Source organism: Corynebacterium senegalense, from assembly GCF_900411315.1.
GTDB lineage: Bacteria > Actinomycetota > Actinomycetes > Mycobacteriales > Mycobacteriaceae > Corynebacterium > Corynebacterium senegalense.
On sequence record NZ_LS990887.1, the window covers coordinates 390769 to 415085 of the forward strand.

17 protein-coding genes and 2 tRNA genes are annotated in these 24317 nt (G+C 66.4%); 2 read left to right on the plus strand and 17 right to left on the minus strand.

Translation table 11 applies throughout. From position 1 onward, the window contains the following. Positions 1–2 precede the first annotated feature (2 nt). The 5 genes from DYZ02_RS01890 to gltX all read right to left on the minus strand — a co-directional run bounded on the left by DYZ02_RS01890 (position 3) and on the right by gltX (position 7202). The gene (locus DYZ02_RS01890; RefSeq protein ID WP_245945528.1) at positions 3–1871 is read right to left on the minus strand and encodes a site-specific DNA-methyltransferase; all 1869 of its coding nucleotides are present in this window, start codon (positions 1869–1871) and stop codon (positions 3–5) included. Positions 1872–1886: 15 nt separating this feature from the next. Continuing rightward, on the minus strand, positions 1887–4832 hold the full coding sequence (locus DYZ02_RS01895) for an SNF2-related protein (protein WP_115684748.1): 2946 nt from the start codon (positions 4830–4832) through the stop codon (positions 1887–1889). A 547-nt stretch (positions 4833–5379) separates the two neighbouring features. Next, positions 5380–5452, minus strand: a tRNA-Glu gene (locus tag DYZ02_RS01900). A gap of 24 nt (positions 5453–5476) precedes the next feature. Then, positions 5477–5548, minus strand: a tRNA-Gln gene (locus tag DYZ02_RS01905). Between the two features lie 145 nt (positions 5549–5693). Further along, entirely contained in the window at positions 5694–7202 is a 1509-nt protein-coding gene (gltX, locus tag DYZ02_RS01910) for a glutamate--tRNA ligase (protein ID WP_181896866.1), read from the minus strand. Between the two features lie 63 nt (positions 7203–7265). Between gltX and DYZ02_RS01915 the strand changes: the two genes are divergently transcribed. Next, positions 7266–8378 carry an isochorismate synthase gene (locus DYZ02_RS01915; RefSeq protein ID WP_115684749.1) on the plus strand — a complete coding sequence of 371 codons (1113 nt, stop codon included), beginning with the start codon at positions 7266–7268 and terminating at the stop codon, positions 8376–8378. On the opposite strand, the gene DYZ02_RS01920 is transcribed toward DYZ02_RS01915, so the two are convergent. The 9 genes from DYZ02_RS01920 to DYZ02_RS01960 all read right to left on the minus strand — a co-directional run bounded on the left by DYZ02_RS01920 (position 8379) and on the right by DYZ02_RS01960 (position 19724). Then, a complete protein-coding gene (locus DYZ02_RS01920; RefSeq protein WP_115684750.1) occupies positions 8379–9170 on the minus strand; it encodes a fumarylacetoacetate hydrolase family protein in 792 nt (263 codons plus the stop codon). It abuts the gene before it with no gap. A gap of 21 nt (positions 9171–9191) precedes the next feature. Beyond that, positions 9192–9758: an exonuclease domain-containing protein gene (locus DYZ02_RS01925; RefSeq protein ID WP_115684751.1), complete on the minus strand. Its 567-nt coding sequence runs from the start codon at positions 9756–9758 to the stop codon at positions 9192–9194. Then, entirely contained in the window at positions 9759–11612 is a 1854-nt protein-coding gene (locus DYZ02_RS01930) for a DUF294 nucleotidyltransferase-like domain-containing protein (protein ID WP_115684752.1), read from the minus strand. Between the two features lie 41 nt (positions 11613–11653). After that, on the minus strand, positions 11654–13123 hold the full coding sequence (locus DYZ02_RS01935; protein ID WP_115684753.1) for a cell wall-binding repeat-containing protein: 1470 nt from the start codon (positions 13121–13123) through the stop codon (positions 11654–11656). A gap of 112 nt (positions 13124–13235) precedes the next feature. Then, complete coding sequence (locus DYZ02_RS01940; protein ID WP_115684754.1) at positions 13236–14252, minus strand: 3-isopropylmalate dehydrogenase; 1017 nt, start codon at positions 14250–14252, stop codon at positions 13236–13238. Between the two features lie 70 nt (positions 14253–14322). Further along, on the minus strand, positions 14323–15906 hold the full coding sequence (gene serA, locus DYZ02_RS01945; RefSeq protein WP_115684755.1) for a phosphoglycerate dehydrogenase: 1584 nt from the start codon (positions 15904–15906) through the stop codon (positions 14323–14325). Between the two features lie 136 nt (positions 15907–16042). After that, a complete protein-coding gene (locus DYZ02_RS01950; RefSeq protein ID WP_245945530.1) occupies positions 16043–16921 on the minus strand; it encodes a hypothetical protein in 879 nt (292 codons plus the stop codon). Next, complete coding sequence (locus DYZ02_RS01955) at positions 16887–18749, minus strand: DUF262 domain-containing protein (protein WP_115684756.1); 1863 nt, start codon at positions 18747–18749, stop codon at positions 16887–16889. Before DYZ02_RS01955 ends, DYZ02_RS01950 begins: the two co-directional genes overlap by 35 nt. A 21-nt stretch (positions 18750–18770) precedes the next feature. Further along, positions 18771–19724 (minus strand): cation diffusion facilitator family transporter, encoded by a 954-nt coding sequence (locus tag DYZ02_RS01960; RefSeq protein ID WP_115684757.1) that lies wholly within the window; start codon positions 19722–19724, stop codon positions 18771–18773. A 228-nt stretch (positions 19725–19952) separates the two neighbouring features. On the opposite strand from DYZ02_RS01960, the gene DYZ02_RS01965 reads away from it, so the two are divergent. Then, complete coding sequence (locus DYZ02_RS01965) at positions 19953–20501, plus strand: hypothetical protein (RefSeq protein ID WP_115684758.1); 549 nt, start codon at positions 19953–19955, stop codon at positions 20499–20501. Between the two features lie 79 nt (positions 20502–20580). Here DYZ02_RS01965 and ilvC read toward each other — a convergent pair whose 3' ends face one another. From ilvC to DYZ02_RS01980, 3 genes are all read right to left on the minus strand, one after another. Next, entirely contained in the window at positions 20581–21597 is a 1017-nt protein-coding gene (ilvC, locus tag DYZ02_RS01970; RefSeq protein WP_115684759.1) for a ketol-acid reductoisomerase, read from the minus strand. Positions 21598–21701: 104 nt separating this feature from the next. Beyond that, complete coding sequence (gene ilvN / locus DYZ02_RS01975; RefSeq protein WP_425450994.1) at positions 21702–22220, minus strand: acetolactate synthase small subunit; 519 nt, start codon at positions 22218–22220, stop codon at positions 21702–21704. Between the two features lie 2 nt (positions 22221–22222). Further along, positions 22223–24118 (minus strand): acetolactate synthase large subunit, encoded by a 1896-nt coding sequence (locus tag DYZ02_RS01980; RefSeq protein WP_115684760.1) that lies wholly within the window; start codon positions 24116–24118, stop codon positions 22223–22225. Positions 24119–24317: the final 199 nt, after the last annotated feature.

The window sequence follows — 24317 nt, forward strand, 5'->3', positions numbered from 1 at the left end:
CGCTACACCGTCCAGAGCTCAATGCCGTTTGTCTTGCAGATCTGAGCCAAATTGGTCTTTAGTTCATCGTCGCCCTGGAAAGCATCTTCAAGCATAATGAACTGAACTGGTTTCGCCTCCACTGCTGCACGTAGCTGCCCCAGCGTTGGCTTGGTGCGCTCATCAAGGTATGCCAGCACCAACGTATCTTCCTTGTCGGCTTCGACATCGATTTCGACGACCGCCCTGAACGACAAGCCGTCAATCTCACGATCGCGAATTTGTTCCACCAGCGAGTAGCCCTGTTTAAGCAGGATCTCGGTGAGCAGGTCATCGACAGTCGCATCATCGGTCGCGCTGTCACGAAGGCTGAGCAGGTGCTCCTGCAGTGCGTCCTCCTCAACATCACTCGAAACGCGCCACTTGGCGAAGTTTGTGTCTGAAAGTTTGTAGGAGCGGAAGCCGCAGTCCACCGACTGAGCCGTGACCGCGGCTTTGATCTGGTGGCCCGCGAGGTCCAAGCGCCTTCGGGCCACATCTGAAATTGTTGCGAAACCAGCTTTGTGTGCTTCAGAGGTCTCGGGGGTCGGCTCAGGAAGTTGCACAAGAACGAACCGTCTGGAACCGCCGTCGAGCGCATTCTGCTTCATTACAGCGTGGCCAGTCGACCCTGATCCCGCGAAGAAGTCGAGAACCAAGGAGTCCTTGTCTGAAAACTGGGTGAGCATACGGCCGATCAAGCTGATCGGCTTCGGGCTATCGAAATAGGCACCACCCATGAGTGACTTCAATGCCGTGGTGGCGCTGGACGTATATCCGGCATCGTCCCACCATGTAGTGTCGGTCTTCCGACTCGCCTCCGCCTTCTCTCGATAATACTTTCGCTGAAGGGTGTTACCTCGCTTTACGATCTCACCTGCGTCGTAGAGTTCTTGCATAGTTTCGCGCGAGTATCGGAAGTATCCCTCGACTCCCAAAAACTCATAGTACGGGTTTCCTTTTCGAGCGCCACCCGGCCCATCGACCGGAACTAATTTGTAGGCTCCACGCTCGTCCGATGCCTCGAAGCCAGACAAGTCGGGATCGAGCCCAATCGACTTGCGATTCGAATAGATATCCTCAAAACGGCGCGCGTAAACGAGAATCGTATTGTGGTTCGGAGAGATGATCTTGTCATTCGAAACGGATCCGCGCGACTTGTGGTTGATAGCAGCAACGAAGTTTCCCTCGCCGAAAACCTCATCCAATAGTCTGCGCAAGTGCGCCGCTTCATTGTCATCGATCGAAACGAAGATTACCCCGTCATCGGTGAGCAGGTTGCGCGCGAGCTTGAGGCGCGGATACATCATGTTGAGCCAGTTGGAGTGGTAGCGGCCTTCGGTCTCGGCGTTCGTCGTGACCCTCTTGCCCTTCTCGTTGACCTGGCGCGTCCACTCGAGGTAGGTGTCGAGGCCCTCTTTGTAGTTGTCCGGGTATACGAAGTCTTTACCAGTGTTGTAGGGAGGATCGATGTAGATCATCTTGATCTTGCCGTGGTAGTTCTTCTGCAGAACCTTCAAGACTTCAAGATTGTCACCCTCAATGAACACGTTTTGAGTGGTGTCCCAATCCTTGGAGTTCTCCTTGTCGGGGCGCAGGGTCGCAGTTGTCGAGGTCTGAGCTGCACGCATCGCGCGCTTCTTGCCCGGCCAAAACAAACCAAAACGTTCGCTGGTGTCGGAGGCATCCCCTTCCAGGAGTTCCTTGAGCTTTCCGACATCAATTTTTCCGTCAGCAATTGCTTCAGGGGCTAACTCGGCCAGTTGCTCCGCCAGCTCTGTGCGGAAATCAGGGCTGCTGCCTGGTACTTCTTTAATCATTTCTACTTCGTCGTTCATCTGGTTCTCCTTCATTTGCCGGTACTTCGATTACGTCGTTACTCGCCACCTGATGGTGAACAACTCTGTTTCCGTCCGCTTACCTCGTAGCGACTGTTTAATCAGAATAAGTAGGTCGTCGACATTGTCGCGTAGGTCTCGCTTCTCTTTTCGATATCGGTCTTCGATCGCATCGATATCCTCATCGAGGTTGCGGGCTTTCTTCTTGAATCTGAGCTGCTCCATTGGATCGTCGGCCCGGCTGGCTTGCTTCCGCAGCTCTTTCCGTTTCTTCTCTAGTTCTCGAATTGCTTTTCTGCGCTCCGTATCCAGGTCAAGGATCCGGCTTTCCAGTAACTCCTCCTGCTGGTTGTAATACCTTGAATTACGGTGCTGAACTTCCTTTTCCAGCACAACTTTCTGCTGCTTCAGTGCGCCCTCGAATAACTCGTTGTCAATCGATATGCCATCATCAGCTTGATCTATTACCCGGAGGTCCATCATCTCGGCGATATCTTCCTCGTTCAGAAGTTCGCCACCATCAGTCACGCCTGCAGACAACAGGTAGCTCTCAGAAATGTCACTGTCGCTGGCCTTCATCTTGAACGTCAGGCTGCGAACCGTCAGTGACCCGGATTGGCCCACCAATTCCTTCATCCGGGAGCTGACACGATCGGACTTGTTGATATCAAAGATAAGAGTCTGCTGCGGCGTATCAGCGTTCATCGCACCGTTAATGACGTGCTTCGCTAGATCGCTGCTATAGCGGTACTGCCGGGAGTGTTCGGTCGGTGATGACTTGAAATGGTAACGCCCAGTTGCGATCCCCTCGGCTGGTGCAGTGTGCAGGACGAAATTACGACCATCGCCGTCAAACTCCGCCAGGCCTTGCAGGCGGTTGATTGTCAACAGGAGCAACAATTGCTCGAACTTGTTCAGCACTTCGCCGGACTGCTTGTCATATGATTTCAGCCGGTCGCGGACGGAGGGGTCGAGATTGTCGAAAACCTTGGCCCTGGCTTCCGCCATATCCTTACTGACCGTGTCGGCGTACTTTTCTTCCAGCTCCTTAAAGGCCTGGTTGATCTCGTCGGCCGTCCGGTAGCTGTCGTAGATCTGGGCGATCTCTTGGGCAAAGTCAAAGCCACTCTCAATCCGCCCCAGAACCTCATCGCTGGCACCAAAGACGCTATCGAAGAGATGAAACTTGTTCTGAAGCAGCTCCAGGATCCGAGCTTCAGCCGCATTACCTTCGTTGAAGAAGTTGACAATCACAACGTCGTATTTTTGGCCGAAACGGTGGATACGACCAATGCGTTGCTCAACACGCTGCGGATTCCACGGCAGGTCGTAGTTGATCAACATCGAGCAAAACTGCAGGTTAATACCTTCAGAGGCTGCTTCCGTAGCGATCATTATCGAACCCGAGTCGCGGAAGTAGTCAACCAAAGCTTTGCGCCGGTCTGCTGAAGGATTGCCGGTTATGACGTCGCTACCAGCATTCTCGTCCAGCCACTGCCGATAAATCTTGGTCGCCTCGGGCGAATCGTTCTGGCCGTTGAAAAGTACTAACCCATCGCCATGCCCCGCTTGACGAAGTGTTTCTGCCAAGAAATGTTGGGTATCGGTGTACTCAGTGAAAATGATGGCTTTTTCTGGAGCTCCGATCTCGCGAAGGCGGGCAAAACCTCTCTCTATAGCTTCGCCAAGCTTCAGCGATTTTTGGTTCTGATGAATTGACTCTGCTAGAGCAGCAAAGTCATTTAGTTCGTCAATCTCAAGCTGTATTTGTTCACGAATTTCTGGAGCAGACCAGTCATCGTACGGTTCAAGGCTATTGCCAAACGACTCGTAAGCTGATTGCTCTTCATCCAGAATGTCGCTGTCGAAGTCGAACAATGGCAGACGATCGCCGCGTCGACCTCCCATGGCCAATTCCTCGGCCAGACGGTTTGCCGTCTTCCTGAGGGTGATTCCAACGGCGTAGGAGGACGAACCAAGCCGCTTGCGAATCACCTGCGAGGAAAGGGCCCGTTGGGAATTGTTAAAAGCGTAAAGGGTTTCGCGTTGGAGGTAGCTATTGACTAGGTCATACAGCTCCATTTCAGCCTTTGACGGCTGGAATGTGACCGTCAGCGGGTCTCGCTTAGTGAAGCGAATGTATTTTTCGGCGTCCCGGCGCAACGTCCTCTTGGTAAAGTGACCGACACGTTCTGCGAGATCATTGGTGCTAAACCCGACGCCACCGGACTTCACATACCGTTCCCGAAAAACATCCAACGACCGGAAATACTCCGAATCAAATGTGGAAACCAGACCATAAATTTCTTCGAGCCGGTTCTGAAGTGGAGTTGCTGTCAGTAGAACAATCTTGCTTGCCCCGTCAAACACGTTGCCAACTGACGAAGCCACCTTCGCTTGAGCTTGTCCCCTATAGAAATTTCGCAGTCGATGCGCTTCATCGGCAACCACCAGGTCCCAGGCCCGCACCAAATCGGCCTTATTCTGCTGCACAAACTCGTAGGAGGCGATCAATACCTGCCCTGCGCCTTGACCAGCGAGCAGTGACACTTTGGACTGAGAATCGAGCAACTCGGATGGAATCAGAAACTTTTCGTAAAGCTCCTGCTTCCACTGCTGACGAAGACTAGCTGGCGCAATGATCAGGATTCGGCGTTTACGCTCCGCCCAATACTGAGTAATGACAATGCCAGCCTCAATCGTCTTACCGAGACCAACCTCGTCCGCCAAAATGACGCCGCGAGTGGCATTTCCCTTCAGCGCAAATAAGGCAGCATCAATCTGATGCGGCTTCGGCTCCACTTGGGCATCAAAGAGAAGCCCTGCAAGTTTGCCAACATGGTCGTTGGCGTAGCTTCGCTCCAGCTCTTTTGCAAAGTATTTTGCTTGATGATTCGAAAGGTGAGCACCGAATGCCACTCTCGAGTTATCAGGGCTTCCAACTGCCGATTGCGGCTGATCAGGATTGTCAGACATATGCTCCTCACAGTGACCACCGTCACTTGATTACAACCCCGTGATTATACCGCAGACCGGTCGCCTGGTGAGCAGAACAGCGGGCGCGACCACCAAGAATATGCAAACCCGAGATTCTGCTCCACCATCCTGCCCCCCGGTGCCTGCGAGCTTATGTTCGAGCCACACGCCTCCGGCTACCAATTCCAGGAGCGGGACACCTCCGCCGGCCTGGCTTAGCGGCGAACCTCATGATCCAAAGCCGGTTAAGGACCCGCGCGGCAACCAATTGGCCACGCATTCAACGCGACTTCCCTCCATCCATAGCTATATTCGCTACAACGAGCCTGGTCGGCACACCCACGAGTATTCCAACGAATGGGCTCCCTCCATGCGGGCCACCAACACCGATTACTGCATCCTGGACCACCCAGTCCAACCCAATCCGAACCACGACCCCGGGCAGGTTAAAGATGTAACCCCAAATTGTGATCCTTACCCCGTCGCACCGGTGGGGCGCCGACAAGCAAAAAGCAGCCGGTGGAAACCACCGACTGCTTTCATGTTGTACCCCGTACGGGATTTGAACCCGTGTTACCGCCGTGAGAGGGCGACGTCCTAGGCCACTAGACGAACGGGGCAAGGACTAGCAGATTGCTCTGCAGCTGGCCTACCTGGACTCGAACCAAGAATGACGGTACCAGAAACCGTTGTGTTGCCAATTACACCATAGGCCATCGTTTTCCAGATCCCGCGGCCCGGGCTTTTCGGCCCGAGCTGCTCTCTCTGAACAACGTGGATTACTATAACCATCAAGCTGGCACGGTAACAAATCGCCAGCTCAGCGGCGGAAATCCGGGACGCGGAATGACACGCTCGTAACTACTCCGCGACAGCGAAAGGCGTGACCGCCCGAGCCGCGCGCAGCCGGGCCAGGGTGGAGTCCCTGCCCAGCAGCTCCAAGGACTCGAACAGCGGCGGGGAGACGGCCTCGCCCGAAATGCCCACGCGCAGGGCGCCGAAGGCGGTGCGGGGCTTCAGGCCGAGGTCCTCGATGAGCGCCTTGTTCAGCGCGGCCTCGATGGTCGCGGTGGCCCACTCCCCCTCGCCGAGCGCTTCCAGCGCGGCGATGCCGGCGTCGAGAGGCTGGATGGCGGCCTCCTTGAGGTTCTTGCGGGCCGCCTTCTCGTTGAGCTCGAGGTCCGCGTCGGCGGTGACGAGGAACTTGAGCAGGCCGTAGGCGTCGGAAAGTACCTTGATGCGCGTCTGCACCAGGTCGGCGGCGACGGCGAACTTGTCCGCCGGGTAGTCCGCCGGGAAGTCGGTGAACTCGGTGAGATAATCGCGCAGGCGGGAGGCGAAGTCGGCGGGCTCGAGGAGCCGGATGTGGTCGGCGTTGATCGCCTCCAGCTTCTTCTGGTCGAAGCGGGCGGGGTTGCCGAGCACGTCGGAGACGTCGAAGGCCGCGACGAGCTCGTCGACGGAGAAGATGTCCTTGTCCGCGGACAGCGACCAGCCCAGCAGGGCGAGGTAGTTGATCATGCCCTCGGGGATGATGCCGTTGTCCCGGTGGTTGAACAGGTTGGACTCGGGGTCGCGCTTGGACAGCTTCTTGTTGCCCTGGCCCATCACGAAGGGCAGATGGCCGAACTCCGGGGTGAAGTCGGTGATCCCGATGCGCTGCAGCGCCGCGTACATCGCCAGCTGGCGCGGGGTCGAAGACAGCAGATCCTCGCCGCGCAGCACGTGCGTGATCTGCATGAGCGCGTCGTCCACCGGGTTGACCAGGGTGTACAGGGGCGCGCCGTTGGAGCGTGCCACCACGTAGTCGGGCTGAGTCTCGGACTTGAAGGTCACCTCGCCGCGCACCAGGTCGGTCCAGGTCCAGTCCTGGTCGGGCATACGCAGACGCCAGACGGGCTTGCGGCCCTCGGCCTCGAAGGCGGCGATTTGGGCGTCGGAAAGCTCGCGGTCGAAGTTGTCGTAGCCGAGCTGCGGGTCGCGGCCCGCGGCCTTGTGACGCTCCTGCACCTCCTCGTTGGTGGAGTAGGACGGGTAGACCTCGCCGGTCTCGATGAGCTTGTTCAGCACGTCCTTATAGATGTCCATGCGCTGCGACTGGCGGTAGGGCTCGTGCGGGCCGCCCTTGAGCACGCCCTCGTCCCAGTCGAGGCCGAGCCAGGTCAGCGAGTCGATGATCGCCTGGTAGGACTCCTCGGAGTCGCGGGCAGCGTCGGTGTCCTCGATGCGGAAGACGAGGGTTCCGCCGGAGTGGCGGGCCTGCGCCCAGTTGAACAGGGCGGTGCGGACCATGCCGACGTGGGGGGTGCCGGTCGGAGAGGGGCAGAAACGAACGCGCATCGCGTGTGGGGCTTCAGTCATGGCCCCCATGCTACTTCCCCGGCGCGGCCCGGCCCCGGGCGGGCGGACGGGTAGCGGGTAAACTGTCGCCCCATGCGCGCGAACCGACCCTCGACCGCCCCGGACTTCCTGCTGTCCCGGGCGCACGGCTCCGTTCGCACCCAGGGCTGCCTCGCCACCTTCACCGACCCCTGGCAGGCCGTCGACGCGCTCAAGTCCGGATCGGCGGAGATGGTCGTCGGGGCACTGCCTTTCGACGTCGACTCGCCCGCCGCCCTCACCGTGCCCGAGCGCATCATCCGCGAGGACGGGCCGCTGGAACCACCCGCCTACTACAGGCAGGGCCCGGGCGCACGGCTGTCCGCCAGAATCGCCGGGCTCGACCCGGAGCCCGGCGAGCACCTGCGCAGGGTCGAGGCCGCGATCGGCACGATCCAGGCCTCGAAGCTGGAGAAGGTCGTCCTCGCCCGGGCGGTGGACATCGCCTTTGACCCGCCCGTCGATCCCCTGCTGGTGGCGGCCAGGCTGATCGACAACTCCTACAATAGGGACGGCTTCATCGCCGACCTCACCCCGGCGGGGCGCGCGGGCGCCATGCTCGTCGGGTCCTCTCCCGAGGTGCTGGTCAGGCGCTGCGGTCAGACCGTGTCGGCGTACCCGCTGGCGGGGTCGGCGCCGCGGGCGGTGGATCCGGGGGAGGACGCGGACGTCGCCAAGCGCTTGGCGGGCTCCGCCAAAGACCTCGACGAGCACGCGTTTGTGGTCGAGCACCTCCGGGAAAAGCTCGCGCCGCTGTGCTCGCGGCTGGAGATCCCGGCGACACCCGAGCTGACCAGGACCAACGAGATGTGGCACCTCGCAACCCCGATCGTCGGGACGCTGAAGGACCCGGCCACCTCGGCGCTCGAGCTGGCGCTGCAGGCCCACCCGACCCCCGCGATCTGCGGCACGCCGACGCACGCGGCGGAGGCGGTCATCGAGACGGCGGAATCGGACCGCGGATTCTACGCCGGCGCCGTCGGCTACACGGACGCCGCCGGCGACGGCGAGTACATGGTGGCCATCCGCTGCGCCGAGGTCAACGCGGAGGGCACGGCGGCGCGCGCGTGGGCGGGCGGCGGGCTCGTCGCAGACTCGGACCCGCAGGCCGAGCTCGACGAAACCACCGCCAAGCTGCGCACCATCATGCGCGCCTTCGGGCTGTAGCTAGGCCCGCTCGATCGGGTTGCCAAGCTTGCCGATGCCCGGGATCTCCACCTCGATGTAGTCGCCCGGGACCATCTCCGCGGTGCCGGCCGGGGAGCCGGTGCAGATCACGTCGCCCGGCAGCAGGGTGAACGAAGCGGTGATGAACTCGATGATCTCGCCGAGGTTCATGATCATCTGGTTCGAGTTGGAGTCCTGCTTGGTCTCGGTCACGCCGTCGTGGGTCAGGTGCGCCTTGATCGGGGTGTTGGAGAAGTCGAACTTGTCCAGGTCCGTCTCGATCCACGGGCCAAGCGGGCAGAATGTGTCGATGCCCTTCGCGCGGGCCCACTGCCCGTCGGCGAACTGCAGGTCGCGGGAGGAGACGTCGTTGACGATGGTCACGCCGCGCACGACGGACTTCCAGTCCTCAGCCTTGACGTTCTTGCAGGGCACGCCGATGACCAGGGCCATCTCGCCCTCGAACTCGACCTTGGTGGCGAACTCGGGGATCTTGATGGGCGATTCGGGGCCGATCACGGCTGTCGGCGGCTTGATGAACAGCGTCGGCGGCAGGTGCTCGGCCGACTGCTTGAACACCTCGGCGACGTGGTCCGCGTAGTTGCGGCCGATGGCCACCACCTTCGACGGCAGCATCGGGGCGAGCAGGCGGACCTGCTCGAGCGGCCACTCCTTTCCGGTGTACTCGGGGTCGGTGAAGGGGGTGCCGGCGATCGCCTTCGCGGTGGTCCCCTCGTCGTCGATGACCGCGAAGGTCATCCCTTCAGGTGTAGCAATTCGTCCAAAGCGCATGTGGCACAGCTTACCTTGTCGCTACGGCTGCGAAGCGTTAAGCGCCAGGTAGAGCTCGGCGCAGGCGATGGCGTCGGAAAGCGCGTTGTGATTGCTGTACGACGGCAGGCCGTAGCGCTGCCGGACACGCGCCAGGCGCAGGTCCTCTCCGCGCGGGTAGGTACCCATGCGCTCCATGTGCCGCCGCTCGAGGACGAAGGTGTCCACGACCTCCCCCGCGGCGAAGCGGCGCGCCCGGCCGCGCGCCTTCTTGTAGGCGTGGCCGAGGAACCCCGTCTCCATCTGCGCGAAGTGCGCCAGCAGGCGGCGGCCCTCGAGGGCGGCGTCGACCTCGTCCAGGATCTCCGCGATGTCCACGCCGCGGGCGGCGATGTCGCCGTCGGTCACGCCGTGCAGCGTGGCGGACTCCCCCACCTGCGCCCCGGCGACGAGGAAGTGCCGGGCCCCGGACAGCTCGATCACCCGGTTAGTCACGGGCACCCAGCCGATCGAGACCAGCTGGTCGCGCCCCGGTGTCAGTCCCGTGGTCTCGACGTCCACGGCGAGCAGGTGGGCGTCGAGAAGCGGGCGCGTCGGACGGCCGAACATCTAGACCGACCTCACCGGGTAGGCGCCGCTGAGCGCGGTCTGCATCGACTTGATCACCCCGAAGGCGTCGCGCAGCGCGTCGCGGTCGCGGCCCGGCAGCTGCTTCGGGTCGATGTGGTAGTTCGGGGCCTCGCCCGCGCGGACCTGCCTGGCCTGCTGCTTTAACGCGAGGTTGCTCAGGTACTCGTAGGCACCGATGAGGTCCTCGGCCCCGCGGGCGGACAGGCTGGCGCCGGACGCGGCGCGCAGGCGCGCCAGCGTGTCCACCTCGGTCACCCCGGCCGTGATGGCGTAGAGGCGCGCCATCTGCACCACCGCCGCGGTGCCGCCCTTCTTCACGTCGAGGGTGTCGGCGTACTCGCCGCTGCGCTCCACCACGAAGCCGCGGAAGAAACCGAGCGGGGGCTCGCGCCACGTGGCCAGCGCCGCGAGGTGGGTGTGCAGCCGCTTCGAGCCGCGCGCCCCGACGACGGCGCCCGAGTGCACCCGCTCGGCCATCTCGGCGTCACCGGCCAGGCAGCGGAAGTCGAAGAAGACCTGGGTGTGCAGCACCGCGTCGGGCTCGGGGGCGGTGATCCACCCGTGGAAGGCGCGGTTCCACTCCGACTCCGTCATCCGCCACTGGGGGTTCATCGCCATCATGTCGCCCGGGCACAGCGCCTGACCCGCGGCGGCGAGGCCGCGGCAGACGAACTCGCCGAGGCGCGCGAAGTACTCACCGTGGGCAGCCTCGTCGTAGGCGTCGGAAAGCACGAGCGCGTTGTCCTGGTCGGAGGCCGGGCCCATCTCGTGGCGCGCCTGCGAGCCGACGGCCACAAGCGCGTAGGGCACGGGTGCGGGGCCGTACTTCTCGGTGGCGAGAGCCACGAGGCGCCGCGCGATGGAGTCCGCGATGCTGGTCAGCAGCTTCTGTGCCTCAGCTGCGGAGGCGCCGCGCTCGAGGAAGCGCGCCGCGACGGCCGCCGCGCGCCCGAAGGCCCCCTGAAGCTCCGCGAGGTCCGCCTTCTCCACCGCGGCGGCCAGGTAGATGGGGTCGGCCTGCAGCGGGCGCATGATGTCGCTGCTCGACGCCACACCGACGATGCCCTCGGGCCCTTCCACGGGCAGGTGGTTGAAGCCGAGCTCGCCCATGAGCAGCATCGCCTCGAAGACCATCGTGTCGGCGCGGATGGTGCGCACGGGCGAGGTCGCGACCTCGGAGACGGGGCGCAGCGGGTCGTAGGTCGCGGCGACGACGCGCGAGCGCAGGTCGCGGTCGGTGAGGATGCCCACCTCCCCGTCGCCGTCGACGAGCACGTAGGAGGCGCGGTTGGCCTCCATCACGCGGGCGGCCTCCGCGATGCTTTGCGACGCCCCAATCCGCGCCACCGGGCGGCCGGCGACGAGCTCACGCATCGGGGTGCGCAGGACGTCCGCGGCGGTGTGGCCCTCGCGCAGCTCGTCGGCGGCCGCGCGCACACGTCGCGACTGGGAGAGGAAGTAGCGCTCGATCTGCGGGTTGGCCTCCACCAGGGCGGAAAAGGCCTGGCGGGGCAGGATGAGCAGGACGGAGTCCTCGACGGCCTCCATGGTGTAGCGGGAGGTGGGGGCGTCGACAAGCGTGGAATAGCCGAAGTTGCGCCCGGTGTCCCTGCGGTCGAGCAGCGCCCCCTCGGCGTCCATGACGTCGACGGCGCCCGAGCGGATGACGTAGAGGTTGTCGTTGTCCGCGCCCGCCTCGATGATGCGCGCCCCGCGGCGCACGTAGGTAATGCCCATCTGCGCGGGCAGGGCGCTGAGCACCTCGCCCGGCAGGTGCGCGAAGGGCTCGTGCTCGGCGAGGAAGGAGCTGATCTCCTCGAGTTCCACTGACATGCCCCAACTGTAGCGGGCCGGGGCGGGCGCAGGCGGCGTTTTTACTGGTAGCTGACGAACCAGGGTCGCGGGCTGACCTCAGAGTAGGTCTGCTCCGGGGTGAACATGGGCATGTCCTCGTCGATGAAGTTCTTCCAGGCGAGGAAGAAGCGCGGGTCGAGGCCCTCGCGCAGCACGTTCCACGTCTCGAACTTCTCACCCGCGGAGCCGTGACCGTCCGCGTGGAGGACGTACGCGAGCTCCGGGTGGTCGGCGCGGATGTTCTCGCGGTCGGGGAACATCGCCACCTGGAACTGGTGCAGGATGAAGGCCTTCTGCGGCAGGTGGTTGTCGCGGGTGAGCTGCGCGAGCCAGTCGGCGACGACGTTGATCTCCTCCGCGCTGGCCGAGCCGACGCGCGAGAGCGGCTGCTCACCCGGGTTGAGCTTCCACTCGGCGTCGAGCGCCAGGCCCACGTTCGGGCGCTTGAGCAGGTCCTCGTAGAGCTTCGCCTGGCGCAGGAAGTCGCCCTGGCCGGGCTGCAGGTCGAGCACCGCGTAGCCGCCGGCCTCGGTGATCGCGTCGACGTAGGGCGCGACCTCGGCTGGGTCGGTCTCGTTGGAGTAGTCGCCGTCGCCGCCCGGAGCGTTGGAGGCGACGGTGACGATGATCTCGAAGGCCGGTACGACCGGCTGCTCCTCGAGCGGCTGGTACTTCTGCGCGTACTCGCGGGCCAGCGCGGCCGCCTCGGCGGGGCCCTGCTCCCCCATCACGCCGAGTGCGGGCCCGGAGGGGTGGCCGTAGAGGGCGACCATGCGCCGCCCCGGGAAGACGAGCCCGCCGCCGCCCGGCAGCTCGCCGTTGCCGGCCAGCTCGACGCGGGTGCGGTAGTCCTCGGTGCTGCCCCACTGGTTGCCCAGGGCGATCGTGTCCTGCCCGGTCACGGTGCGCATGGAGTCGGCAGTGGCGCGGGGGTCGGCCGCGGGCAGCACGGTGAGCTGGGCGCCGGCCGCCCGGGCGGTGGCCGCCGAGGCGATCGAGGTGGCGTCGGTGGCCAGCATCGGCGGCAGCTGCAGGGAGAGGGGCTTCGCCGGCTCCTGCCCGGCCACCGCCGCGACGTCCGAGGCGGGCTCGGCGGAGGCGACGGGGGCGACGTCGGTGGCGTCGCCGGGCACCGTGACCACGTTCTCGGCCTTCAGGCGCTCGATCTCCGCGTCCACCGCGGCGTCGGTTCCGGGCAGGCGCACGAGCAGCGGCGCGCCCAGCGAGTTCGCCACGGCCGCGCCGAGCAGCTGGTCCTCGCGGGCCGGGCCGGCAACGACGACGTCCGTCGACTCCTCGAAGATCCTGCGCGAGGTCTCCACGCCGGTGCCGTCGGCGTCGGGGACCACCTCGGGTCCGCTCGTGGCCAGCTTCGCGGGCTCGCCCGAGCTTGTCGACGTCCCCTCACCGCACCCGGCGACCACCACCGCGCTGCACACGGCCAGAGCCGCGAGGATCCGGGATCGGCGGGCGGTGGTGGTCAGATTCATGTGTTTCCTCTCCCGGGCGCTGTCGGCGGCCGGCGGTCGTGCGGTCAGGGGTGGGGCGGGAGGGGCGTCGCCAAGCATAAGCTCGGGCGCACCCTTCGGGCTCGCGTCAACCCTACTTCACGGCCGCGGCGATGCGGTCACCCACCTCTGCGGTGCGCACCGGGCCGGCGCTGCGGGAGGCGACGTCGGCCTCGACGGCGCGCTCGATGCGGCCGGCGCCGTCCTCGTCGCCGAGCCAGCGCATCATCATGGCCACCGACAGGATCATTGCCGTCGGGTCGGCGATGCCCTGGCCCGCGATGTCGGGGGCGGAGCCGTGGACGGGCTCGAACATGGAGGGGTTGGCGCGGGAGGCGTCGATGTTGCCCGAGCAGGCCATGCCCACTCCCCCGGTGATGGCGCCCGCGAGGTCGGTGAGGATGTCACCGAAGAGGTTGTCGGTGACGATGACGTCGTAGCGCTGCGGGTCGGTGACCATGTAGATCGTCGCGGCGTCGATGTGGTTGTAGTCCACCTCGACGTCGGGGAACTCGCGGCCGACCTCGTCGACCGTCTTCTGCCACAGCCCGCCGGCGTTGACCAGCACGTTGGTCTTGTGCACCAGCGTCAGCTTGCCGCGGCGCGAGGCCGCCTTCTCGAAGGCGTAGCGCACGAGCCTCTCGACGCCGAAGCGGGTGTTCTGGGACACCTCGCACGCCACCTCGTGGGGGGTGTCGGCGCGCAGGGTGCCGCCGTTGCCGGCGTAGAGGCTCTCGGTGCCCTCGCGCACGACCACGAAGTCGACGTCGCCGGGGTTGGCCAGCGGGCTGACCGCCGAGGGGTACAGGCGGGAGGGGCGCAGGTTGACGAAGTGGTCGAGCTGGAAGCGCAGCGGCAGCAGCAGGCCGCGCTCCAGGACGCCGGCGGGCACGTGGCGGGGGTCGCCGATGGCGCCGAGGAGGATCGCGTCGTGCTCGCGCAGGCTGGCCAGGTCGGCGTCCGTGAGCAGCTCTCCGTTGCGGAGGTAGCGGCGGGCGCCGAGGTCGTAGTCGGTGGTCTCGACGTCGTCGCGCACCGCGCGCAGGACCTTGAGGCCCTCGGCCATGACCTCGGTGCCGATGCCGTCGCCGGCGATGACAGCGATCTTCATTTTTGAGATTCCTTTCTCACCTGATGGACGATGCGCCCAGCCTAGCAGGCGGAAAGGATTCCCGGGGCGGCTAGCTCAGGTCGATCTGGACGGACTCCGCGCCGATGGACTCCGCGATGCGCTGCTCCAGCTCCGCCGGGATCTCCTTCTCCACGCGCAGGATGAGCACCGCGCCGTCGCCCTTGGCCGCCTGGGTGAGCGCGGCGGCCTCGATGTTGATGTCCTGCTCGCCCAGCTGGCTGCCCACCTTGCCCAGGGCGCCCGGCACGTCGGTGTAGCGCAGGAAGAGGTTGCGCCCCTCGGCGCGCAGGTCGAGGCCGCGGCCGTTGATGCGCACGATCTTCTCCACCGACTCCAGTCCGGTCAGCGCGCCGGTGACCGTCGAGGTCTCGCCGGTGGCCGAGACGACCTGCACCTCGACGGTGCTGCGGTGGGTGGCCGCCTCGGTGACGGTCTCCACGCTGTAGTCGAGGCCGCGGGTCTCGGCGATCGACGGCGCGTTGACGAAGGTGACCGGGTCGCTGGTGATGCCGGAGAACAGGCCGCGCACGGCCGACAGGCCCAGCGCCGCGACGTCCTCGGTGGACAGCTCGCCCGCCGCGGTGACCTTGAGGGAAACGGGGGCGTCGTCAAGCAGCTTGCCCGCGATGAGCCCCAGTTTGCGCGACAGCTCCAGCCAGCGGGCCACCTCCTCGCCGACGCGGCCGCCGGTGACGTTCACGGCGTCGGCGACGAACTCGCCGGCCAGCGCCTTGAGCACGGAGGCAGCGACGTCGGTGCCCGCGCGGTCCTGCGCCTCGACGGTGGAGGCGCCCAGGTGCGGAGTCACGACGACCTGCTCAAGGGCGAACAGCGGGGAGTCGGTGCAGGGCTCGGACGCGTAGACGTCGAAGCCCGCGCCGCGGATCCGGCCGGCCACGATGGCGTCGGCAAGCGCCTGCTCGTCGACGAGGCCGCCGCGGGCCGCGTTGATGATGATCTGGCCCTCCTTCGCCTTCGACAGCAGGACCGCGTCGAACATGCCCGCGGTCTCCTTGGTCTTCGGCAGGTGGATGGTGACGAAGTCGGCCCGGCCCATGAGCTCCTCCAGCTCCACCAGCTCGACGCCGAGCTGCGCGGCGCGGGCCGGGTTGGCGTAGGGGTCGTAGGCGATGATGGTGGTCTCGAAGGCGGCGAGGCGCTGCGCGAACAGCTGGCCGATGTGGCCGAAGCCGACGATGCCCACCGTCTTGCCGAAGATCTCCACGCCCTTGAACGCGGAGCGCTTCCACTCGGCGTCGCGCAGGGTTTTGTCCGCCGCCGGGATCTGGCGCGCGGTGGCCAGCAGCAGGGCGATGGCGTGCTCGCAGGCGGAGTGGATGTTGGAGGTTGGCGCGTTGACGACCATCACGCCGCGCTCGGTGGCGGCGTCGATGTCGACGTTGTCCAGGCCGACGCCGGCGCGGCCGACGATCTTCAGGTTGGGGGCGGCCTCGATGACCTCGCGGTCGACGGTGGTGGCGGAGCGCACGAGGAGGGCGTCGGCCTCCGGAACGGCGGCGAGCAGTTCGGGGCGGTTCGGCCCGTCGACCCAGCGCACCTCGACAGAGTCTCCCAGGGCTTCGACGGTGGACGGGGCAAGCTTGTCTGCGATGAGCACGACGGGTTTAGTCACGACAATGATCTCCTGCGAGTCGGTGTGAACGGTGGCGGTCGGCGGGCGGCGGTGTGCCGCGCGACACCGAATAGAATAGCCCTACGGCCCGCACCGTTTTTCCCTCGGGTGCACGTGGCACCCTCCCATGGGCCGACTAATAACGTTCCTCGGCCTGCATGATTCTCGCCTCAAGCTCCTCCGCGGAGCCGAACTGGGGCCCCAGCGCGATGAGCGGGGCCTGCGCCAGGCCCGCCACCGCCATCAGCGTCTCCTCCGCCGCCCGCGGGTCGGGGTCCGGCACCACCGTCACGGCGGCACCGAAGCTGCGCAGGTTCGCCACCGCCGGGATGGGGCTCTCGGCCGTCGCCACCACCACCGGGGCCATGTCCGCGTCGCGCCGCGAATGCACGGGAAACGGCCGCGCCTGCGCCCCCGGGAGCACCTTCGGCTCGGCCCACGACGCCCGCAACCACGTCGGGTCGGCGGCGCGCAGCTGCGCCACCGCCTCCGCCGCCTGGGCCGGGTCCGCGACCTCACGCTGCCCGAAGTGGAACGTGGTCATTTCCGCGAGCGCGTCGAACCCGCCCGGATCGCGGAAGATGCGCACCGCGCCCGTGCTGCGCGCCAGCGACACGTCTCCCACCGTGAGCACGGTGTACGTCTTCATCCGCTTGATCTCGGAGACGATGTCGTCGTGGCGCGCGGGGTCGTAGATCAGCATCGGCGCGTGAGCCACCACGGCTATCGACGCGCCACGCAACTGCGCCTCCGGCGTGGCGTCGGTGACGACGAGCGTCTCGGAGGCGTCGAAAAGCAGGCGGGCCGTCTCGATGCCGGCCGGGTCGTCGATGACCACGGGGCGCTGCTCGAAGCGCTCCGAGATGTGGCGCGACTGGTTCGCGTTGCGCGCCTGCCCGAGGGGGGTGACCGGCCCGGCGGTGGAGCACCCGGCGAGCGCGAGGGCCGCGCAGCACAGCGCTGCGGCGATGGCGCTGCGCCTAGGGCGTTGCGCCCGGGGAGCTGGCTGTGTCATGCGGTTTCTCGGCGGCCTCGTCGGGTTCGGTGCGGTCATCTTCGCTGTCTGCGGGGATGCCGTCCATGATATCGCCCGCGCTCTCGAGGTCGCGGACGACCTCCCTGCCCATCGCGTGCTCGATCGCGGCGGTGAAGCGGGCGAGGCGGTCGCTGAAGAAACCCCGGTGGTCGGAGGCGGACACGAGCGCGGGGTCCATCTCGTGCCCGGCGAGCATGGCGTCGAACTCGGCGTCGTCGAGCAGCGACTTCGACTGCAGGCGCGGCAGGTAGCGCTTCGGGCCGTTGCCCTCGATGAGCACCCGCGTGCGGATTCCCATCGGGGTGCGGTTGAGCACCGAGGCGCCCAGCTGAGGCTCCACCCCGTGCTCGGCGCAGAACTCCGGCGGGAACACGGTGTGGAAGATCGGGTCGAGCTGCGCGGCGGAGCCGCCGTCGAAGGCGGAGCCGGTGCGCCAGTCGCGCGCGCCGCGCGCCATGAGCAGAGCGAACAGGCCGTGGTAGACGCCCGAGTCGGGGCCCGCCGTGAGCAGCCGCGACTGGCGCAACTCTGCGTCGGCCACCGTGCGCGGCGCGGCGTCGGTCTCGCCGCGGACCCAGGGGGTGACCTCCTCCACGTCGCTTCCGGAGCGGATCGTGGGCGCGTGACCGCCGTAGAGCTCACCGAACATCCCGCACCACAGCCACTGGTTCAGGCGGTCCGTGCCCTGTTCACCGAGCTCGCCGCCCTCCCCCAGCCTGGCGAGGATCGCCGCGAGCGAGACGATCTGCGCCGGGTGGGGAGCCTGCGCGGCCGCGAAGAAGCGGCGCTCCTCAAGGAATCCCGCAGCGCGCTCGAAGGCTCCGGCCAGCTCCCCGGCGTGGGCGCGGTAGTCATCGAGGCCGAGGTTGAGGATGTCACCCCTGTGCCCCAGCGCGGAGCCCTCCCTGCTGGTCAGCACGAGCGACATCGCGCGGAGAAACTCGATCCTTCCCACCCCGTCAAGTACCGGGTGCTCACGCAGCCGCTTCTCGACGTCCGCGAAACGCTCCGCCAGGACGAACCCCGGGTCCTGCATGGCGAACAGCGCGGTGAGCAGGTCGAAGACGTCCATCTGCGCCCCGACCGAGTTCGCGTGGGCGAAGATCTGCCCCACCCCCGCGAGCGAGGTCGCCCTGTCGATGCGCACGACGGGCACGGTGTAGGCCGGCAGCTGGCTCATCACCCTGGTGTGAAACGCCTTGATCGCCTCGCGGCGCAGGGAGTCCCCGGCGCCGGCCGCCGCGGCCATGTCGAAGATGAGGTCGTTGCCCTCCGCCCACAACAGCGCGGAGACCGGGACGACCGCGTGCTCGACCATCGCCTCCCTCCCCGTGATGCCGGCCTCGACGTCCGGGCCGAAGTGGGACAGCACCTCGCCCTCCGGACCGACGGCGAAGACGGCCTCGACGGGCATCGGGTCGGCGGCAGCGGCCGCGGCGACGTCGACGAAGAACCTGCCCTCCAGGCGGCGGCCGAGGGAGTCGGCGGTGGGCACCACCCCGTCGCCGGAGAAGGCGTGGTAGAGGGAGGTGAGGCGCTGCTGGCCGTCGAGAAGCAGAAGCCCCGGCTCGCGGCCGGTGTCGGGGGCACCCTCGAGCGGGCGGGGCCGGAAGCGCATCGGCGCGTTGCGGGTGTCGAGGGCGAGCAGGGACCCGATCGGGTAGCCGCGCAGCACGGAGGTCACGAGCGTGCGAATGCGGTCAAGGTCCCACAGGTAGTCGCGCTGGAAGTCGGGCAGTTGGAGTTCGCCGCGGTCGGCTCGGGCGAAGAGGTCGGACAGGGAGTAGCTCGGCGTCGTGAAGCCCATGGGCCCAACTGTAGGCCAGACTCAGCAAACGTTCTCGGGACCTTCGACGGCGACGTGGCCGGGGTACTCGATCTGGATCGTCGAGTGCTCGATCCCCCGGCGGCGCAGCTCGCGCTGGGCCGCGCGCAGTGCGGGCCCGGGGTCGGCGCCCTCCCCCACGACCACGTGGGCGGAGGCGAGCACGCTCGTGCCGTCGAGGGACCACAGGTGCAGGTCGTGGATGTCCACCACACCCGGCACGGCGCGCAGGCACTCGGACACGGCCCGCGTGTCCACACCGTGCGGGACCTGCTCCAGGAGCACCCGGGCGGACTGGCTCATCAGCTGCCAGGCCCGCGGCAGCACAAGCGCCGCGATGAGCAGCGAGGAGATCACGTCCGCAGCCTGCCAGCCGGTGAAGTAGATGACCGCGCCCGCGACAAGGACCGCCACGGAGCCCAGCATGTCCACCAGCACGTGGAGGAAGGCTCCGCGCACGTTGATGGAGTTGCCCCGCTGGCGCGCCAGCACGAGCGCCGAGGCCGCGTTCGCCGCGAATCCGACGGCCGCGATGAGCATCATCGGGCCCGCCGTCACGTCGACCGGCGCAGAAAGCCGGCGCACCGCCTCGACGACGATCCAGATCGAGATGAGCAGCACCGTCGCCGCGTTGACCAAGGCGGCGAGCACCTCCACGCGGCGGTAGCCGAAGGTCGCCGCAGCCGTCGTGGTGCGCCGGCCGACGAGCACCGCGACCACCGCGATGATGAGCCCGGCGGCGTCGGAGAGCATGTGCATGGCGTCTGCCATCAGCGCCATCGAGCCCGTCACCCAGCCGCCGACGAGCTCGGCGACGAAGACGACGGCGGTGATGACGAGGGCGACGGCGAGCGCGCGCAGCGGGGCGTCGGTCGGCGGCGCGTGATGGTGGTGGTGTCCGTGGTCCGCGCCGTGCCCCGCGTGCCCCTGCGAATGTTGCCTGCTCCCGTATTCCATGCACCCCAGCCTAGCCCCGGGACCGCCTTATTGGCAACCAATTGAAAACGTATGCAGGCTCGTTGAAATATGCTTCACGCTGCACGTTTGATGCCGCGCACCCGGGAGGCGGCCCACTGGGCCTCGACACGAAGCCCAGATAGTTTGTTAACGTAAATCAAGGCGCGTCACAGAAACAGACACCGAGCGCGTCCGCAACAAGCGACACAACAGGTAAGGAAAGCGACAATGACGAACCCCAACGACCCCACCAACCCGAACGACCCGCGTTTCGGCGCGGACGACGTTAGCCGCCGCGCGGGCGACCTCCCCGACGCCGAGCGTGCTGGCGCAGACCGCCTGCGGGACGAGGCAGGCCGCGTCAACCCCGACCGCGTCGAGCGCCCCCGCGTCGATCCGGTGCGCGCCGACGAGACCCGCGTGGACACCGCCCGCGTCGAGGGAGCGCAGCCCGTCACCCGCACCACCGGCGGCTCCACCGCCGCCCGCGAGGGCGAGGGCGGCGGCGGTTGGTGGAAGTGGCTGCTGGGCATCCTCGCGCTGCTGCTGCTCGCCTGGCTGCTGTGGAGCCTGATCGGCGGCGAGGACGAGGGCGAGACCTCCACCACGACCACCACGAACACCGTGGCCACCACCACCTCCCAGGTGGAGACGACCGAAGTCGCCCCCTCCACGGCCACCGCCGAGAGCCCGGAGTCGGTCGTCCCCGGCACCGAGACCGTCGTGCCCGAGGGCGTGACCGCCGAGTCGCCTGCTGAGGCACCGGCCACCAACTAGGCGCTCCCCGCACACGAAACAGCCGCCGCCCGTTTTCCGGGTCGGCGGCTGTTTGGCGTCGTGAAGCGAGCTCGCCCGCTTAGGAAGCGGTGTCCGTGAGCGGGTTCTTCACCCAGCTCATCATGTCGCGCAGCTCAGCGCCCGTCTTCTCGATCGGGTGCTCGGAGACCTTCTTGCGCAGGCCCTCGAGCTCGGTGTTGCCGGCCTCGACGTTGGCGACGAGGCGGCGGGTGAACTCGCCGGACTGGATGTCCTTGAGGATGTCGCGCATGCGCTCCTTGGCGCCCTCGTCGACGACGCGCGGGCCGGAGAGGTAGCCGCCGAACTCCGCGGTGTCGGAGACGGAGTAGTTCATGTTGGCGATGCCGCCCTCGTAGATCAGGTCAACGATGAGCTTGATCTCGTGCAGGCACTCGAAGTAGGCCATCTCCGGCTCGTAGCCGGCCTCGGTGAGCACCTCGAAGCCCTTCATGATGAGCTCCTCCAGGCCGCCGCAGAGCACGGCCTGCTCGCCGAAGAGGTCGGTGACGGTCTCCGCCTCGAAGGTGGTGGGGATGACGCCGGCGCGGGCACCGCCGATCGCTGCGGCGTAGGACAGCGCGAGCGCCTGGCCCTCACCGGTCGGGTCCTGCTCGACGGCGATGAGGGCGGGCACGCCCTTGCCGTCGACGAAGGTGCGGCGCACCAGGTGGCCGGGGCCCTTCGGGGCGACCATGGCGACGGTGATGTTGTCGGCCGGTTCGATGAGCTTGAAGTGGATGTTCAGGCCGTGGCCGAAGAACAGGGCGTCGCCGTCGTTGAGGTTCGGCTCGATGTCCTTGGTGAAGATCTCGGCCTGGGAAGTGTCCGGGGCGAGCAGCATGATGACGTCGGCCCACTTGGCGGCCTCGGCGTTGGACTTGACCTCGAAACCGGCCTCGCGGGCCTTCTCGGCGGATTTGGAGCCCTCGCGCAGGCCGATGACGACCTCGACGCCGGACTCGCGGAGGTTCTGGGCGTGGGCGTGGCCCTGGGAGCCGTAGCCGATGACGGCGACCTTCTTGCCCTGGATCAGGGAGACGTCGGCGTCCTTGTCGTAGAAGACGTCAATTGCCATGAGTTACACACTCACCTTTCCTATTAGATGGGATTTCTGTTTCACATTATGACACAGCCCGGCGTCGGGTGCGGCCGTTGCGCCCCCGAAAACCGGCCCCGCCCCTACTTGGAGGGGGCGAAGGTCTTGGGGCCGCGGTTGAGCGCCACCTGGCCCGACTGGACCAGCTCGCGCACGCCGAAGGTCTCCATGACGTCGAGGAACGCGCGCAGCTTCGAGGGGATGCCGGTGGCCTCGATGACCACGGAGTCCGGCGCGACGTCGACGACGCGGGCACGGAAGATGCTCGCTGCGTCGACAACCTGGGTGCGGTTCTTGTTGTCGGCGTCGACCTTGACCAGCATCAGCGAGCGGGCGATCGTGGTGTCGTCGTCGAGGCGCACGACCTTGAGCACCTGCACGAGCTTGTGCAGCTGCTTGGTGATCTGCTCGATGTGGTACTCCGAGGCGTCGACCACGATGGTGAGGCGGTTGATCCCCTCGTTCTCCGTCTTCGCCGAGACGAGGGAGACGAGGTTGTAGCCGCGTCGCGTGAACAGCGCCGTAACGCGGGTGATAATGCCGTCGAGGTCGAGCACCAGCACCGAGAGGATGTTCCGGGTCGATTCGTCGTTGCTCAGCATGTCTACTTTCCCTCCTGGACGTGCTCGTGTTGCTCGTGGTGCAGTGCCTCGCTGGCGTCGTGGATCGCGCCCGGGGTCTCCGCGGCGGATTCCTCCATGTCGAAGAAGGGGCGGATGTTCAGCGCGTACTGGATGTCCGAGTTGCTGGTGCCCGCCGCGATCATCGGCCAGACCTGGGCGTCCTCGCCGACGATGAACTCGACGACGACAGGGCGGTCGTTGATCTCGCGCGCCTTCCGGATGGCCGGGAGGACGTCCTCCTCCTTCGTCACGCGAATCGCCTCGGCGCCGAGCGCCTCGGAGAGCTTGACGAAGTCCGGCAGGTAGACCTCGCCGCCCAGCTTGGTGTGGGAGTAGTTGCCCTCGTAGAACAGGGTCTGCCACTGCCGCACCATGCCCAGGTTGCCGTTGTTGATCAGCGCGATCTTGATCGGGAAGCCCTCGAGCGCCGCGGTGGTGATCTCCTGGTTGGTCATCTGGAAGCAGCCGTCGCCGTCGATCGCCCAGACCTCCTTGTCCGGGCACCCGGCCTTGGCGCCGAGCGCAGCGGGCACGGCGTAGCCCATCGTGCCCAGCCCGCCGGAGTTGAGCCAGGTCCGGGGGTGCTCGAAGTCGAGGAACTGCGCGGACCACATCTGGTGCTGCCCCACGCCCGAGACGTAGACCGCGTCGGGGCCGACCTCGCGCGAGAGGGTCTCGATGACGAACTGCGGCGCGAGCTTGCCGTCCGACTGCGGCTCGTAGCCGCGCGGGAAGCGCTTCTTCAGGTCCTCGAGGCGGCGGAGCCATTCGCTTATCGACGGCTTGTCCAGCCCCTTGGAGTGGAACACGTCCCTGAGCTGCGCCAGGACCCTCTTGGCGTCGCCGACGATGGGGACGTCGACTTCGCGGATCTTGCCCACCTCAGCGGGGTCGATGTCGGCGTGGATCGTCCTGGCGTGCGGGGCGAAGGTTGTGGTGTCGCCGGTGACGCGGTCGTCGAAACGCGTGCCGATAGCGATGAGCAGGTCGGATTCCTGCAGCGCGCCGACGGCGGGCACCGAGCCGTGCATGCCGGGCATGCCCATGTAGAGCGGGTGGCTCTGGGGGAAGGCGCCGAGCGCCATGAGGGTGGTGACCACTGGCACCCCGGTCGCCTCGGCGAAGGCGAGGAGCTCCTTGTGGGCTTCGGCCCTGACGACGCCGCCGCCGATGTAGAGCACCGGGCGCTTCGCCTCGGAGATCAGCGTCGCCGCCTGGACGATCTGCCGGGAGTGCGGCTTGACGTTCGGCTTGTAGCCGGGCAAGTCCAGCTTCGGCGGCCAGGCAAACTCGATGACCTCCGCCTGCAGGTCCTTCGGGATGTCCACGAGGACCGGGCCGGGCCGGCCGGTGGTGGCGATGTGCACGGCGGTGGCCACCGCCTGCGGGATGTCCTCGGCGCGGTTGACCATGACGTTGTGCTTGGTGATCGGCATGGTGATGCCGCGGATGTCGGCCTCCTGGAAGGCGTCGGTGCCGATGAGCGGCGAGCCGACCTGGCCGGTGATGGCAACCATGGGCACGGAGTCGAGGTAGGCGTCGGCGAGCGCGGTGACGAGGTTCGTCGCGCCCGGGCCGGAGGTGGCCATGCACACGCCGACCTTGCCCGAGGCCAGGGCGTAGCCCTCGGCGGCGTGGCCCGCGCCCTGCTCGTGGCGCACCAGGACGTGGCGCAGCTTCCGGGCGGAGAAGAGGGCGTCGTAAAGCGGAAGGACCGCGCCGCCGGGCAGGCCGAAGACCACGTCGACACCGAGTTCCTCGAGGCTGCGGACGACCGCGTCCGCGCCCGTCATGCGCTCGGGCGCGCGGGGCGATTCCTCCGCGGCCTCCCTCGCCTTTTTCGATGCCTTTTTTGAAGGCTTGTGAGAAGCAGCCACGCTTGAAAGCTCCTTATTGCTAACTGGACGTTCGGGGTGACCAAAACCCAAAAACAAAGCCCCCGGGACAGCATGGTTCGTGCTGTTCGGGGGCGCTTGTTGTGGCGACTGAGCAGAAATCAGACCGCTACGGCAAGCGCCGCACCGGAATAATTACCACTAGCGTCGAATTGATCATGCGCTACATATTACACAGCCC